At 68.4% G+C, this 13,275-nt stretch carries 18 protein-coding genes; 5 read left to right on the top strand and 13 right to left on the bottom strand.

Features of this window, described 5'->3' with window-relative positions; translation table 11 throughout:
- Positions 1-2: 2 nt before the first annotated feature.
- The 3 genes from rpsM to infA form a co-directional block, all read right to left on the bottom strand.
- Complete coding sequence (gene rpsM / locus AU194_RS15265) at positions 3-377, bottom strand: 30S ribosomal protein S13 (protein WP_011558522.1); 375 nt, start codon at positions 375-377, stop codon at positions 3-5.
- 170 nt (positions 378-547) lie between these two features.
- On the bottom strand, positions 548-661 hold the full coding sequence (rpmJ, locus tag AU194_RS31210) for a 50S ribosomal protein L36 (protein WP_003879483.1): 114 nt from the start codon (positions 659-661) through the stop codon (positions 548-550).
- Positions 662-699: 38 nt separating this feature from the next.
- On the bottom strand, positions 700-921 hold the full coding sequence (gene infA, locus AU194_RS15260) for a translation initiation factor IF-1 (RefSeq protein WP_003418601.1): 222 nt from the start codon (positions 919-921) through the stop codon (positions 700-702).
- A 291-nt stretch (positions 922-1,212) separates the two neighbouring features.
- Here infA and AU194_RS15255 point away from each other — a divergent pair, with 291 nt between their 5' ends.
- Together AU194_RS15255 and AU194_RS15250 are read left to right on the top strand one after the other, a co-directional pair.
- Positions 1,213-1,707, top strand: a complete 495-nt coding sequence (locus AU194_RS15255) for a hypothetical protein (RefSeq protein ID WP_059090096.1) — start codon at positions 1,213-1,215, stop codon at positions 1,705-1,707.
- Between the two features lie 19 nt (positions 1,708-1,726).
- Positions 1,727-3,154 (top strand): flotillin family protein, encoded by a 1,428-nt coding sequence (locus AU194_RS15250; RefSeq protein WP_059090095.1) that lies wholly within the window; start codon positions 1,727-1,729, stop codon positions 3,152-3,154.
- Positions 3,155-3,158: 4 nt separating this feature from the next.
- On the opposite strand, the gene AU194_RS15245 is transcribed toward AU194_RS15250, so the two are convergent.
- On the bottom strand, positions 3,159-3,695 hold the full coding sequence (locus AU194_RS15245) for a GNAT family N-acetyltransferase (protein WP_059090094.1): 537 nt from the start codon (positions 3,693-3,695) through the stop codon (positions 3,159-3,161).
- A complete protein-coding gene (locus tag AU194_RS15240) occupies positions 3,695-4,474 on the bottom strand; it encodes a universal stress protein (RefSeq protein WP_197417630.1) in 780 nt (259 codons plus the stop codon). Before AU194_RS15240 ends, AU194_RS15245 begins: the two co-directional genes overlap by 1 nt.
- 229 nt (positions 4,475-4,703) lie before the next feature.
- On the opposite strand from AU194_RS15240, the gene AU194_RS15235 reads away from it, so the two are divergent.
- Positions 4,704-5,588, top strand: a complete 885-nt coding sequence (locus AU194_RS15235) for a universal stress protein (RefSeq protein WP_059090093.1) — start codon at positions 4,704-4,706, stop codon at positions 5,586-5,588.
- 212 nt (positions 5,589-5,800) lie between these two features.
- Here the strand turns inward: AU194_RS15235 and AU194_RS15230 are convergent, their stop codons facing one another.
- Together AU194_RS15230 and AU194_RS15225 are read right to left on the bottom strand one after the other, a co-directional pair.
- Positions 5,801-6,271: a hypothetical protein gene (locus AU194_RS15230; protein ID WP_059090092.1), complete on the bottom strand. Its 471-nt coding sequence runs from the start codon at positions 6,269-6,271 to the stop codon at positions 5,801-5,803.
- Positions 6,268-6,627 (bottom strand): hypothetical protein, encoded by a 360-nt coding sequence (locus tag AU194_RS15225; protein WP_059090091.1) that lies wholly within the window; start codon positions 6,625-6,627, stop codon positions 6,268-6,270. The genes AU194_RS15230 and AU194_RS15225 overlap by 4 nt, the downstream gene beginning before the upstream one ends.
- Positions 6,628-6,844: 217 nt before the next feature.
- Here AU194_RS15225 and AU194_RS15220 point away from each other — a divergent pair, with 217 nt between their 5' ends.
- Positions 6,845-8,236, top strand: a complete 1,392-nt coding sequence (locus AU194_RS15220; protein ID WP_059090090.1) for a wax ester/triacylglycerol synthase family O-acyltransferase — start codon at positions 6,845-6,847, stop codon at positions 8,234-8,236.
- A gap of 46 nt (positions 8,237-8,282) precedes the next feature.
- Here the strand turns inward: AU194_RS15220 and AU194_RS15215 are convergent, their stop codons facing one another.
- From AU194_RS15215 to AU194_RS15205, 3 genes are read right to left on the bottom strand one after another with little or no spacing between them, the layout of a single operon-like run.
- Positions 8,283-9,149, bottom strand: a complete 867-nt coding sequence (locus AU194_RS15215) for a 3-oxoacyl-[acyl-carrier-protein] synthase III C-terminal domain-containing protein (protein WP_059090089.1) — start codon at positions 9,147-9,149, stop codon at positions 8,283-8,285.
- Positions 9,133-10,233 carry a 3-oxoacyl-ACP synthase III family protein gene (locus tag AU194_RS15210; RefSeq protein WP_059090088.1) on the bottom strand — a complete coding sequence of 367 codons (1,101 nt, stop codon included), beginning with the start codon at positions 10,231-10,233 and terminating at the stop codon, positions 9,133-9,135. The genes AU194_RS15215 and AU194_RS15210 overlap by 17 nt, the downstream gene beginning before the upstream one ends.
- A gap of 49 nt (positions 10,234-10,282) precedes the next feature.
- Positions 10,283-10,543 carry a hypothetical protein gene (locus AU194_RS15205; RefSeq protein WP_059090087.1) on the bottom strand — a complete coding sequence of 87 codons (261 nt, stop codon included), beginning with the start codon at positions 10,541-10,543 and terminating at the stop codon, positions 10,283-10,285.
- Between the two features lie 227 nt (positions 10,544-10,770).
- On the opposite strand from AU194_RS15205, the gene AU194_RS15200 reads away from it, so the two are divergent.
- Positions 10,771-11,649, top strand: coding sequence for a universal stress protein (locus AU194_RS15200; RefSeq protein WP_059090086.1), 879 nt, complete (start codon positions 10,771-10,773; stop codon positions 11,647-11,649).
- Positions 11,650-11,699: 50 nt separating this feature from the next.
- On the opposite strand, the gene AU194_RS31850 is transcribed toward AU194_RS15200, so the two are convergent.
- From AU194_RS31850 to AU194_RS32620, 3 genes are all read right to left on the bottom strand, one after another.
- Positions 11,700-11,936, bottom strand: coding sequence for a hypothetical protein (locus tag AU194_RS31850; protein WP_157576104.1), 237 nt, complete (start codon positions 11,934-11,936; stop codon positions 11,700-11,702).
- A gap of 49 nt (positions 11,937-11,985) precedes the next feature.
- On the bottom strand, positions 11,986-12,615 hold the full coding sequence (locus AU194_RS32625; protein ID WP_255374836.1) for a CBS domain-containing protein: 630 nt from the start codon (positions 12,613-12,615) through the stop codon (positions 11,986-11,988).
- 102 nt (positions 12,616-12,717) lie between these two features.
- Positions 12,718-13,263 carry a CNNM domain-containing protein gene (locus tag AU194_RS32620; RefSeq protein WP_231743381.1) on the bottom strand — a complete coding sequence of 182 codons (546 nt, stop codon included), beginning with the start codon at positions 13,261-13,263 and terminating at the stop codon, positions 12,718-12,720.
- Positions 13,264-13,275: the final 12 nt, after the last annotated feature.

The following is a 13,275-nucleotide window of genomic DNA, read 5'->3' as shown; positions in this document are numbered from 1 at the left end:
ACTTACCTGGCCTTCTTCTTGCCGGCGATGGTGCGCTTCGGGCCCTTGCGGGTGCGCGCGTTGGTCTTGGTCCGCTGGCCGCGCACCGGCAGGCCACGGCGGTGCCGGAGACCCTGGTAGCAGCCGATCTCGATCTTGCGGCGGATGTCCGCCTGCACCTCGCGGCGCAGGTCGCCCTCCACCTTCAGGTTCGCTTCGATGTAGTCGCGCAGCTGGGTGACCTGATCGTCGGTCAAGTCCTTGGTGCGCAGATCCCGGTCGATGCCGGTCGCCTCCAGGATCTCCTGGGAGCGGGTACGGCCGACGCCGTAGATGTAGGTAAGTGCGATCTCCATGCGCTTGTCGCGCGGGAGGTCAACGCCCACTAGTCGTGCCATGGGTGTGCCATTCCTTCTTCTTGGCGGAGGTCTGTTCCCAGTCCGCTCCCGCCGTGGTGGCGGGGCCCGGCCTCCGTCCGGGCGTGTACGAACAGCCAATCTGTTCGGTGGTACTGGGAGGTCAGCATTCAGTTGTGTTCAGGATGTGGCCGGCTGGAGCCGGGCCGGGATCAGCCCTGCCGCTGCTTGTGGCGCGGGTCGGAGCAGATGACCATGACCCGCCCATGCCGACGGATCACCCTGCACTTGTCGCAGATGGGCTTGACGCTCGGGTTCACCTTCACGGCGTGCAGATCCTTCTTGTTCGTTCTGGTCTGATTTTTTACTTGTACCGATACACGATGCGGCCCCGGGACAGGTCGTAGGGAGACAGCTCCACCACGACACGGTCCTCGGGCAGGATGCGGATGTAGTGCTGCCGCATCTTGCCGCTGATGTGGGCGAGAACCTTGTGTCCGTTCTCCAACTCAATGCGGAACATCGCATTGGGCAGGGGTTCGACCACGCGGCCCTCTACCTCTATGGCACCGTCTTTCTTTGCCATAACTTTTCGGAGATCCTCCGTTGTCTTCTGGTTGTTCGGCGCCCGCCGCCGAAGTCGACGACGCACTGCACTGGCACAGTTGCGCTCCGACCACGAAACGTGAGCCGGTAGTCGGATATTCCGGAAACCAGAGGCACGCAAGAGCCGGCGCGGGCACCGCACCGTTGGTCAATACTACCCGCTTCGCTGGGCTGCCCAAAATCGTCTCGATTGCCACATCGGCGTGGCGCCACAGCCGTCAGAATGATTACGACGATACTCCCGCGCGCCGGCGCCCCTGAAGGGATTGTTGTGACCACTGTCTACCTGGCGGCATTCATCGTCGGAGGCGTCGCCGTGCTGGTGGCGCTGCTGTTCGGCGACTTCGATGCCGACGGGCTGCCGTTCCTCAGCCTGACCGCGGTGTCCGCGGCGCTGCTCGGGGCGGGCGCGGGCGGGTTGGTGGCGGGCTGGTCCGGTCTGAGCGCCGCGGCGACCGGAGTGATCGCGGTGGTCACCGGCCTGGTCCTGATCGCCGCGCTCAGCGGACTGCTCCTGCCCTACCTGCGGCGTCAGCAGGCCAATTCGCACCGCGGCCGGTCCTCCTACATCGGACTGCTGGGCACCGTAACCCTCGATGTGCCCGTCGACGGCTGGGGTGAGGTCTCGTTCGTCGACGCCGACGGCAACCGCGTGCGCTCGCGGGCCGTCACCGCCGAGGTAGCGGCGCTGCCCAAGGCCACGCCCGTCTACATCGCCGACGTCGACGCCGACTACGTCCACGTCGTCGCAGTTCCGCAGACCTGAACCCGGAAAGGCCAGACCCGTGTCCACCACGCTCATCATCGTGATCGCCGTCGTCGCCGTACTACTGCTGGTCGCGGTTCCGCTGATCTACGTGAAGAACTACATCAAGGTGCCGCCCAACGAGGTCGCGGTGTTCACCGGTCGCGGTCAGCCCAAGGTGGTCCGCGGCGGGGCGCGGTTCCGGATGCCCGGCATCGAGCGGGTCGACATCATGAGCTTGGAACCGTTCAACGTCAGCATCAACCTGCAGAACGCGCTGTCCAACAACGGTGTCCCGGTCAACGTCGAGGCCGTCGGCCTGGTCCGGATCGGGTCGGCCGACGAGGCCGTGCAGACCGCGGTGCAGCGCTTCCTCACCTCCGACCTCAACGAACTGCAGCGCCAGATCAACGAGATCCTCGCGGGCAGCCTGCGCGGGATCACCGCGACCATGACCGTCGAGGATCTCAACTCCAATCGCGACACCCTGGCCCGCAGCGTGGTCGACGAGGCAGGCGGCGACCTCGCGCGGATCGGTATGGAGGTCGACGTCCTCAAGATCGCGGGCATCTCCGACCGCAACGGCTATCTCGAATCCCTCGGCCAGCGCCGCATCGCCGAGGTCAAACGCGACGCCGCCGTCGGCACCGCCGAAGCCGAACGCGATTCGCAGATCCAGTCGGCCAGGGCGCGGCAGGAGGGGTCGATCGCGCAGGCCGAGGCCGATACCGCGATCGCCACCGCCAACCAGAAGCGCGACGTCGAACTGGCCCGGCTGCGTGCGCAGACCGAGGCCGAAAACGCCCAGGCCGATCAGGCGGGGCCGCTGGCCAATGCCCGCGCCCAGAAGGACGTCGGCATCGCGATCGAACAGGCCGAGGCCGCACGGGTGCAGGCCCGCATCGAGGTCGAGCAGCGCCGCGCCGAACAGTCCCAGGCCGCGCTGCAGGCCGACGTCATCGCACCGGCTGAAGCGCAACGGCAGGCCGACATCGCCCGCGCCGAAGGCCAGCGGCAGGCCACGATCCTCGCCGGGCAGGCCGAGGCCGACGCCCGCAAGGCCGCGGCGGACGCGTTGCGCGTCGAGCGGCAGGCCGAGGCCGACGGCATCAAGGCGCGACTGGTCGCCGAGGCGGCGGGAAAGAAGGAGATCGCGGCCGCGCTGAACAGCTACTCCCCCGAGGCGGCGCGACTGCAGACGCTGCCCGATGTGCTGGAGTCGGTGGTCAAGGCAACCGAGGCGGCGGCAACACCGCTCGCGGAGATCGAGCGGCTGTCGATCATCGGCGGTGCCGGCGACACCCAGGACGCGGTCGGTGGACTGCTGGGCGTCAGCCCGCTGGCGGTGGCGAAGATCGTGGAGGCGTTGAAGGCCTCCGGCATCGATCTGCCGGCGATGCTCGGCGCCAAGACCGCCGACGTGTCGACCAACGGTCAGGCCGAATCGGCGGCGCCGCCGGCGTCCTGAGGCCTCACCGCGCTTGCCCCAGATCCACCTCGACCGTTACGACCGGCCCATCGCGCTCATAGTTGCACGGCCAGCCGGAATCGCTGAGGACCCGGTGCATTTCGCGGTTGTCGGCGAGCACGTCGGCGATGAAGGACCGCTGACCGTGGGCCTGAGCGATGCGGCCCAACGTACGAAGCAGCACCGTCCCCACGCCACGATGGTGCTGACCGTGGGCGACCACGAGGGCCACCTCCGCACATCCCGGTTGACGGGTCTCGGTGTAGTTCGCCACCCCGACCAGGGTGGCGGCGTCATACGCCACCAGCGTGCACCGGTCCGGCGACGTGTCGACCAACGAACTCACCCATTCGTCGATGTAGCGGGGATGCGCGGTGAAGAACCGCAGATACCGCTCCTCCTCGGACAGGGCGTTGGCCAGGGCGGTGATCGCCGCGCGGTCGTCTTCGGTCACTTCCCGCAGCGTCACCCTGCTGCCGTCGAGCAGTTCGGCGGTGGCCGGCACCTCCTTCCCTCTCGACACCTCGGCCGGCTCCCCCATCAGCGCACCACGAGCACGGAATGCCGTCGCGCGCCGTGGCATAGGGCGTTGTGCGCGCCGACGATCCGGGCCACCGCGTCGGCGTCCGCGTCACCGACGACGACCATGCCGACGCTGCCATCCGCCCGGTCGGCCAGGTACTGCACAATCCCGGCATTGGTGCGCACCACGTGCGCCGGCACCTCGGGATAGCGCCGCGCCACCAGGCCCGCGTGCCGGTCCAACGCGTCGTAATCGATCTCCCCGGATTCCCACCGACGAACGCCGACGATCACCACCGGGCAACCGAACAACCGGGCCTCCTCCAGTGCGGCCTCGACGACGCGGTCGCTGTCGGGGGTCAGATCGGTGGCCACCGCGATACAGCCGACATCCGGCGTGGCGCCACGGCGAATAACGGCGACGGAGCACAGTGCGTGCGCGGCGACCATGGCGGCGGTGGAGCCCAGGACAACGCTAGACACAGCACCGATGCCGACCGAGCCGACGCACACCAAAGTCGCGTTCTCGGATTCGGCCACCAGAGCCCGTTCGGGGGCGCCCCATACGATGTCGGTGTCGACCTCGAGGCCACCGTCGACCGATCGCGCGACGGCGGCGGCGGCCCGCAGCGCCGTCTGCGCGTACTCGCGTTCGAGGCCGAAGTCGCCATCCTGCGCGTCGGCGCCTCGCGACGCTTTGATGGCGTGCACCAGCCGCAGCGGCACGTCACGGTGGGCAGCTTCGACGACCGCCCATCTCACCGCGTCCAGCGCCGCGTCGGAGCCGTCCACGCCCACGACAACGGGGTGTATCGGATGTAAGGGGGACATCGGATCTCCTTGTCGGCGGGTGTGGACCGCGCCATGACGTTATGGCAGCGCCGGCGAGGCAGACGGAGTCCTTGGACCCACCAGCCCGGGTCTTTGGTCCTCACCGGGACGCCGATCAGGTGACCAAGGCCTCCATCGGGAGGCAGGCGCGGGCTCCTACCGTCGGATCAGTGAACGGTCCATTGAGGGAGGCAACATGACAGCACCAGCGAAAGAGGGCATCGTGGTCGGAGTCGACGGGTCACCGGGCGCCCAGCGAGCCGTCACGTGGGCGGCGCGCGAAGCGGCCGGCCGCGACCTCCCGTTGACCGTGATCAACGTCTTCCCCGACACCGAGATGCGGATGTGGCTCGATGTGCCACCGTCGGACGCGTTCTGGCACACGATCGAAACCCGCAACCAGGAAATCCTCGACGAGGCAGTCAAAGTCGCCGAAGCCGCCACCGCGGACGAGGGGCCGATCATGGTGCGCGCCCGCAGCGTGTCGGGCCACATCGTGTCGACGATGGTCGATCTGTCCAAGGACGCCGCGATGTTGGTGGTCGGAAGTAGCGGCCTCGGTGCGATCGGTCGACGGTTGCTCGGTTCGGTGGGGCGCGGTCTGGTGCACCACGCGCACTGCCCGGTGGCGGTGATCCACGACGAGGAGATCACGCCCGAGAAGGCCGATGCGCCAGTGGTGGTCGGTATCGACGGGTCGCGGGCATCCGAGTTGGCCACCGCCATCGCGTTCGAGCAGGCCTCGCGGCGACACGTCGATCTGGTCGCGGTGCATGCCTGGAGTGATCCGATCATCTACGCCTACCCGAGTGAAGAATGGGTGCGGTTCCGGCCGGAGGCAGAGGAGCTGCTGTCGGAACGGCTGGCCGGATGGCAGGAGCGCTATCCCGACGTCACGGTGCGCCGTGTGGTGGTGCGCGACAATGCGGTGCGCCAACTACTCGACCAGTCCGATCACGCTCAGCTCGTGGTCGTGGGCAGCCATGGCCGCGGCGGATTCGCCGGGATGCTCCTGGGATCGGTGAGTTCCGCGGTCGCCCAGGCCGCCCACGTGCCGGTCATCGTGGCCCGGCAGTCCTGACTGTCCGAGGGACCGCTGAGCGGCGTCTGCCCATGCCAGGTCCGGCGGACATCACCTCGTCGCCGTCGAGCAATTCCCGCTGACGTGGGGCCGGATTGGTTCCAGCGCAGTGGTTCTCACGCACTGCCTGTGGCTGATTCCGCGTGACTCCGGGGCGCGCGGGGGCGGAAGTGTCGCCGACGCGTCGATGGCCACGGCCCGCGGCGCGTTCGTCACCGGCCAGCGGTGACGGCGCCAAATTCCCGAGCGTCGTTTGCACGCAGCGCGCTGGCCAGGATGAGCAGGAAGGCGGTCTGCGCGAGGATGCCCGGCGCCAGAACGGGTGCGGGCCCAACCATCTTCGTGACGGCGTACCACCATTGCTGGGTTTCCGACATCGCGTCCCACGAGTCGGCGTAGCGCTGATCGAGGGGGCCGGAGTGATGGTTGACCGCGGCGTGGTCGAGCACACCGTACAGCGATGCGCCCATCACCATCAGGGCCAGCGTGCGCGCCAGCAGGTGCGCGGCTCTTCTGCGAGTACACGCCAGGCCGACGGCGACGGTGAGCACGGCCGCCGCCGCCCAGGGGATGAGTTGTTCGAAGCCGTTCCAATGGCGTTCCGAGGCCAACTCGAAGGCGGTCGCGACGATCCCCGCCGCCGTCACCGCCAGTAGGGATCGTCGTACCCACGGCGTCGTCACGGCGTCAGCGCCGAGACGATCTTGTTCACGGTCTCCTCACCAGGGTTGTACTTCTCCAAGTTGTCCCGCAACTTCTGCATATTGGGATCGTCGGGCGGATATGGGCGGTACTCGACGACCTCGTGTGCCCAGCGCTCGGCGTTGCTCACCCCGGCGGACTCAAGGGCTGCGGCGATGTCCTCCACCGAGGAGGTGTTGGCGGACACCTTCCCACCCGCGTCGCCGGGAAGCGCGGAAGTGGTTGCTGGATTGGGTGGTTCGGCGGTTTCCGAGGTGGTGGACCCACCACAAGCGCCCACGGTGAGCGCAACGGCGATGATCGTGACGATCAAGGAAAGCCTTGCCTTCGGGATCATTTGATCCTCCTTCGGTGGGAAATCCGAGTTTATGAGCGGCGGTTCGCGTAGGGGACGCGTTTCCAGGAACCGGTGCTGCCCCGCTCCGGCGCCAGTTCGCTGACGAGGGCCTCCCGGCAGCGGACTGCGGTCAGGGTGCTGGGCCGTGGGCAGCCGGCCCCCAGGTCGGGGACCAATGACCCTTCCGCGCACCGCTTCTCGGCGAGACAGTGATGCGGTGGAACGTTTGACTGCCCTGGATGCCGGATTCCTGCAGGCCGAGGACGCGGACCGGCACATCAGCCTCGCGGTCGGCGGCCTGGCGGTCCTGGACGGTCCGATGCCGGACTACGTGGCCATCGTCGACGCGATGAGCGCGCGGCTGCTACAGGTTCCGCGGTTCCGCCAGGTGGTGCATTTCCAGCCCCTCGATCTCGAGGCCCCGGAATGGCGGGACGACCCGCATCTGGACATCGGTCACCATATCCACCACGCCGCCCTCCCCCATCCCGGTGACGACGCGGCACTGTTCCGCTTCGCCGCCGAGGTGATGGAGCAGCGCCTGGATCGGGATCGGCCGCTGTGGCAGTGCTGGATCCTCGAAGGGCTCGCCGACGACCGGTGGGCGATCCTGATGAAGATCCACCACTGCATTGCCGACGGCATCGCGACCATGCGGTTACTCACCGGGCTCAGCGACGACGGCGGCCACGACACCTATCTCAGTGAAGTACATGCGGCGAAACACACTGTGCTACAGGCAGATACACATTCCTCAATAAGTCTGAACCCACTCCGGTGGGTCGGTGGCGCCTACCGGACCGCGACGGGTGTGGCGAAGGCGGCCGCCGTCACCGTGGAAGGCACGCTCGAGATCCTCGACGGGCTGATCCGCACGGGGCAGGAGTCACCCTTCCTCGGGGAGGTCTCCGCGATGCGGCGTTTCAGCGCGGCCGAAGTTTCGCTCGACACGGTGGCCGAAATCTGTGACACCTTCGACGTGACGCTCAATGATGTCGCGCTGGCCGCGATCACCGACAGCTTCCGCGCCGCGTTCCTGCGCCGCGGCCGCGAACCCCAGCGCACCTCCCTGCGGACGCTCGTTCCCGTGTCGACGCGCACCCGCAACGCCCTCGACCGAACCGATAATCGTGTCTCGGTGATGATTCCGTACCTGCCGGTGGACAAACCGGACCCGGTCGAGCAGTTACGTGTGGTGCATCGCCGCCTCAACCGGGTCAAAGCCGGCAACCAGCGCCGCGCCGCCTCCACCGTGCTGTCGGCGATCAGGTTCGTTCCGTTCGCGGTCAGCGCCCGGGTGGTGCGGACCGTCACCGGACTGCCGCAACGAGGGATCGTCACACTGGCCACGAACGTCCCCGGACCTCGACGGCGTCTGCGGATCGCAGGCCACGACGTAGTTCGGATGCTGCCGATCCCGCCGATGGCGCTCGGAATGCGAACGGCCGTGGCAATCCTCAGCTATGACGATCGTCTGGTGTTCGGGATCGCCTCCGATTTCGACGCCGTACCCGACGTCGACGAACTGGCCCGCGGCATCGAGACGGCCACCGAACGCCTGGCCGCGGCGGCGCCTGCGCGCAGCGCCACGGCCGAAGCGGCGAACTGAAATCCGCGTCCCGCCGCCGGGACGCGGACGCGTAGGGGACTCGCCATCACCCGTACAGTGCCGCGCCTGCGGTGACACCTGCGCCCGCAGCGACCAGCAGCATCGGGCGTGCCGGCTCGAAGCGGGTGTCAGCGTTGCGGTAGGCCGCTATCAGTGCCGCGGTGTGCGTGTGGTCATCCGGAGCGGTGCGGATTCGTTGCGCATCAATTCCCAGGCGGTCGGCCAGGGCCGCGCGGAATCCTGGACGCGCCGGCGCGGCGATGAGCCACCCGACGTCCTCGAGCGCCACGTCTGCGACGGCCAGACACTTGCGAACCGCCTGCGCCGCGGCGTCGGCGAAGGTGTCATCGACGTCTCGCGCCTGCCCAAAGCGCAGCACGTTGCGCATACCGGTGAAACCGACCTCGGAATGCACGATATCGGCAGTGTCCGCCACTGTGACCCACTGTGGTTGACGCAAGCCCGGATCCATTGCGCTCCACCGGCAGAGCAGCGCACCGCCCACCGGCGCGTACGGGAAGGCGCGGCTGCGCCCACGCCCTGGGTCGGCGTCGCTGGCGACGATGAGGCTTTCGGTGATCGACCCCGACCGCAGCCATGCGTCGGCGATCTGCAGCGCGGTCAGCACACCGCACGTCCCGTTGGCGACGTCGAAGGAGAAGGCGCCGTGGTCGCGCGGATGCGGATCTTCGGGGTGCACTCCCAGTTCGTCTTGGATCAGCGCCGCCAATGCCGGTTCGCCGAGGTTGCGGTCGCGGTAGATCCCGGCGTTGATGAGCAATGAGACGTCGTCGGTGCGCTGATCGGCGGCGGCGAGACAGTCGCGTCCGGCTTCCACGGCCAACTGCAACGCGCTGTGCCGGTGCCGCCAACCGCCGTGCACCACGGCGGCGCGGTCAATGACGGTGCCCATAGTGGTTCACCAGGCTTTCGTCGATGCGCAGCAGCACCACACCGATCTCCAAGCCGGAGGCCAGGGCGATCAACGCGACGGTGTCACCGGGTTCGATGTGGCCGGCGGCGAGTTCCTCGACCAGCGCGACCGTGTGGGTGGTGGATGCGGTGTTGCCGTAACGGTCGACGGTGATCACCGCATCGTGGCGGGGGGCCGCGCCGAATTGTCGGGTCACCGCGGCCATGCCCTTGCGGATGGCCCGCGCCGAGGTCTGGTGGGTGATCACGTGATCGACCTCGTCGAGCGAGATCCTGACGGCGTCGAGCACCTCGCCGAGCAGCATCGGGGTGTCTGCCATCGCGGCCTGTTGGATGGCGCGGGACTTGGTGAACATCCGCGCCCCGGGGTCGTGGCCTTTCGGATAGGCCAGACACAGCCGGCTGTAGCGGGCGATGGTGGTGAACCCGGTGAAGATGATGTTGCCGTCACCGGCCGGCGCGCGTTCCAGGAGCAGCGCCGCGCCGGCATCGCCGAGGGTGAGCGACGCCAGTTCGGGGCTGAGGATCCCGCGAATGTGCTTGGCGGCGTTGCGTTCCAGTCCGGAGATGTATTCCCCGCTGACCACCAGGCCGCGGGTCACGCTGCCCTGGCGGATCCAGTTGTTGAGCACCGCGACGCCGGTGAGCATGCCCGCGCAGGCGTTGGACAGGTCGAAGGTCATCGCCGACGTCGCCCCGATCGCGCGCGCCACCGCGCCGGCCATCGTCGGTTCCATGCGTTGGGTCAGGCCGTCGAATCGGGTGATGCTGCAATTGATCACCACATCGAGGGCGGACGCGTCGGCGTCTGCGTGGCTCAAGCAGTCGCTGGCCGCGGCGATCGCCATACTGTGCGAATCATCGCGCCCATCGGATACCCGCCGTTCCCGGATCCCGGTGAGCCGTTGCAGGTCGATGCGGGTGCGGTGCCGCGTTGAGGCCATCAATTCCTCGGTGGTCAACCGGCCCGGGGGCAGATACCGTCCCGCCGCGGCCAGGCGGGTGGTGTAGGGGGCCGCGAAGCCGTCGCTGGGCTCGGTGACCAACCAGTGCGTACCGGTCATGGTCTGTCTCCTCGAACTGAGTCACGTTGCGGCCCGATCGTTTCCGAGCCTACGAACCGCCAGCCGTGCCGCGAAGGGTCTTTTGGCACCGGTTGGTCCGCCGCAGGTCCTGCCGGGCGGGTGCGGTCCGGCGAGGTGTGCAGGCGGACGCGGCGCCTGCCGTGCCTGCGGCGATGACGGCGATATCGGTGTGGGCGCCGATGACGGCCACCGTGCCGAGGCGGCGCGCGAAGGCGCAGGCGGCGTACACCTTCGGTCCCATGGAGCCCGCGGGAAACCGGACACCGGTGAGGTGTTCGGCAGTGACCACGCGCAGGCCGCCCGATGTCGTCGTGCACGGGAGCTGTTCTCACGGCTGATCTTGTCGGGCAGGGCCGCTGGTCGTCTGCCCGAAGGGACCATCGGCGTTCAGCGGCAACCTCAACCAACGGGCACCGGACGAAGGGGCCGAAGGTCCCTATGGCTCGGGGGTCACCGAGCCCTAACGTCGGTCCGGAGGGGCCCGCCACCGGACCCGCGTGGGGAAGGAATTGGGATATGACCGAGAACGCTCCGGGTCCGGAAATTGTTGTCGGGGTCGATGATTCGCCCGCATCGTCGCCGGCGCTGCGGTGGGCCGCCGCCGAAGCGGCGTTGTGGGAGAGCCCGTTGACGATCGTCTACGCCGCGGCGCCGACCGTGGCCACGTGGTCCGCGATTCCCATGCCCACCGGACTGCTCGAGTGGCAGCGGTCGATCGGCGAGCAGGTCCTCGCGGAGGCCGAGCAGGTCGCCAAGGACGTCACCCACGGTTCGGTGCCGGTGCGAACCGAGTTCCGCACCGGTTCGCCTGCGGCGACGTTGGTTGATCGCACACGACAGGCCCGCATGGTCGTCGTCGGCAGCCGTGGCCACGGCGCGCTCGCGCGGGCGGCGCTGGGCTCGGTCAGCACCGGTGTGGTGCATCGGGCGCACTGCCCGGTAGCGGTGATCCACGACGAGGAGGTGACGACGCCGGCGACGACGGCGCCGGTGGTGCTGGGGTTCGACGGGTCGCCCGCCTCAGACGGTGCCACCACTCTGGCGTTCCAGGAAGCGCAGCGGCGCGGTGTGGAGCTCGTCGCGGTACACGCGTGGTGGTCGGCCGGTGCCTTCGACTTTCCGGGGATCGTATGGGAGGACCTGCTCTCAGAGGTCGACCGTGAGGTCGCGGCCCGGCTGGCCGGCTGGCAGCAGCGTTTCCCCGACGTGACAGTGAAGCGGGTGGTCGAGCCCGACCTGCCCGCGCACCGGCTGATCAACCATGCCAGATACGCGCAGCTGATCGTGGTCGGAAGCCACGGCCATGGCGGAGTCGCCAGTACGCTGCTGGGATCGGTGAGCACCGCGATCGTCCAGGCGGCCCGCACCCCGGTCATCGTCGTCCGTCCGCAGTGAATCCCGCTGCAGCACCACGCTGACCCGATCAGCCTCGCGGGTCGGCGTTTTCACCAACCGCTGGCTGGTGGTCGGATCGCCGCCCAGGCGGTGGTGCAGCTGGCGATCACCTGTCTTCCGGCGATGAATGCGTGTTCCAGACGGCGCCCCTCGATGGGGTGGTGTGGTTGCGGATCTTCGGCGTCGCCATTGTGGTCAGTGCGGCCGTCGCCGCGGAGAAGATGTACCGGTCGCGACGACGGGACGTCGGGAGCGCGCCGGGCCACCAGTCCGGCGCCGATCACCATATCGCCACTTTTCACGAGCACTTGCGCTGACCTGCATCAGCCGTGGGCATCAGTGCGAGTCGTGGGGTGCGATCCGCACTTCGGTGATCGCATGGCGGCCGACGCCGATGACCACCGCCCGGTGGTGCGGGAGATCGACGAAATCGCCTGGCGTGGTGGGTATTCGTCCCAGGCGGTACAGCACCAGCCCGGCGATGGTGGCGTAGTGACCGGTCAGTGGATCGTCGAGTTCGATCCCCACGTCGGGCAGATCGTGCACCGGAAAGGTGCCGGGCAGGATCAGACTGCCGTCCGGCACCGTCCTGACCGACCTGATGTCTTCGTCGGCCTCGTCGTAGATTTCGCCGACAATCTCTTCGAGCAAGTCCTCGAGCGTGACGATGCCGTCGACGCCGCCGCGCTCCCCGACGACCAGCGCGAGATGTTCGTGGGCCGAGAGGAGTTGGTGCAGGGCCGCGGTGACCCGCAGGCTGTCGGGCAGTCGCAGCACCGGCCGTGCGACTGCGGCGACGGTACCCCGTTCGCCGAGCAGATCGCGCAGATGCACCACACCGAGGGTGTCGTCGAGCTCCGTGGAGCGGACGACCGGCGCCCGGGTGTGCCCCGATGCCGCCAGGTCGTGTCGCGCCCGCGCCACGGGCAGCTCAGCGTTGAGCCGGAAGACCGCCGTCCGGGGGATGATGACCTGACGCAGGGCGCGTTCGTGGATTTCCAGAGCACCGGAGATGATGGTGTGCTGCTCGGGGGTTAGACCGCCGAGGCTGCCGATCAGGTGGCGGAACTAGTCCACGGTCGCCTCTTCGCGTCCGACGGCGGGATCGCCACCGAGGATGCGCACGACCAGATCGGTGGCTCTGCTCAGGACCCACGCCACCGGTGCGGCCACGGTGGAGAGGGCGGTCAGCGGTGCCGCCGCCACGACCGCCCACCGGCGGGCATACTGCATTCCAAGCCGTTTGGGTGCGAGTTCGCCGGCTACCAGCGTCACGCCGGCGACCACCACCGTCACGGCGGCGACGCTGACGCCGGGCGCCGCAGCGGGGCCGAGGAAACTCAACAGACCCGTCAACGGTTGCGCGAGCGTGACTGCCGCGGTGGCCGAGGCGAAAAACCCGGCCAGGGTGATGCCGAGTTGAATGGTCGTGAGGTAGCGGTTGGGCTCGCGAGCCAATCGCACCGCCGCGCGACTCCGTCGCCCACCGTGGTGGGCGAGTTCGCGCAGTTGGCCCTCCCGCAGCGAGATGAACGCCGCTTCACTGCCGGACAGCAGCCCGTTGAGGATGACCAGCGCGATCACCAACGCCACATTCAGCCAGTAGTCATTCACGGTGAGAACACC

Origin of the sequence: Mycobacterium sp. GA-2829, from assembly GCF_001499965.1 — a bacterium.
Lineage (GTDB): Bacteria > Actinomycetota > Actinomycetes > Mycobacteriales > Mycobacteriaceae > Mycobacterium.
Note: the sequence above shows the minus strand (reverse complement) of the source record. Positions and strands in the feature narration are given on the sequence as shown.

Bases quoted from the DNA above. Each gene is read 5' to 3' on its own strand.
- rpsM (WP_011558522.1), bottom strand. From the start codon at position 377: ATGGCACGACTAGTGGGCGTTGACCTCCCGCGCGACAAGCGCATGGAG.
- infA (WP_003418601.1), bottom strand. From the start codon at position 921: ATGGCAAAGAAAGACGGTGCCATAGAGGTAGAGGGCCGCGTGGTCGAA.
- AU194_RS15245 (WP_059090094.1), bottom strand. From the start codon at position 3,695: ATGGGGGAGCCGGCCGAGGTGTCGAGAGGGAAGGAGGTGCCGGCCACC.
- AU194_RS15235 (WP_059090093.1), top strand. From the start codon at position 4,704: ATGACAGCACCAGCGAAAGAGGGCATCGTGGTCGGAGTCGACGGGTCA.
- AU194_RS15225 (WP_059090091.1), bottom strand. From the start codon at position 6,627: ATGATCCCGAAGGCAAGGCTTTCCTTGATCGTCACGATCATCGCCGTT.
- AU194_RS15215 (WP_059090089.1), bottom strand. From the start codon at position 9,149: ATGGGCACCGTCATTGACCGCGCCGCCGTGGTGCACGGCGGTTGGCGG.
- AU194_RS15210 (WP_059090088.1), bottom strand. From the start codon at position 10,233: ATGACCGGTACGCACTGGTTGGTCACCGAGCCCAGCGACGGCTTCGCG.
- AU194_RS15200 (WP_059090086.1), top strand. From the start codon at position 10,771: ATGACCGAGAACGCTCCGGGTCCGGAAATTGTTGTCGGGGTCGATGAT.
- AU194_RS31850 (WP_157576104.1), bottom strand. From the start codon at position 11,936: ATGGTGATCGGCGCCGGACTGGTGGCCCGGCGCGCTCCCGACGTCCCG.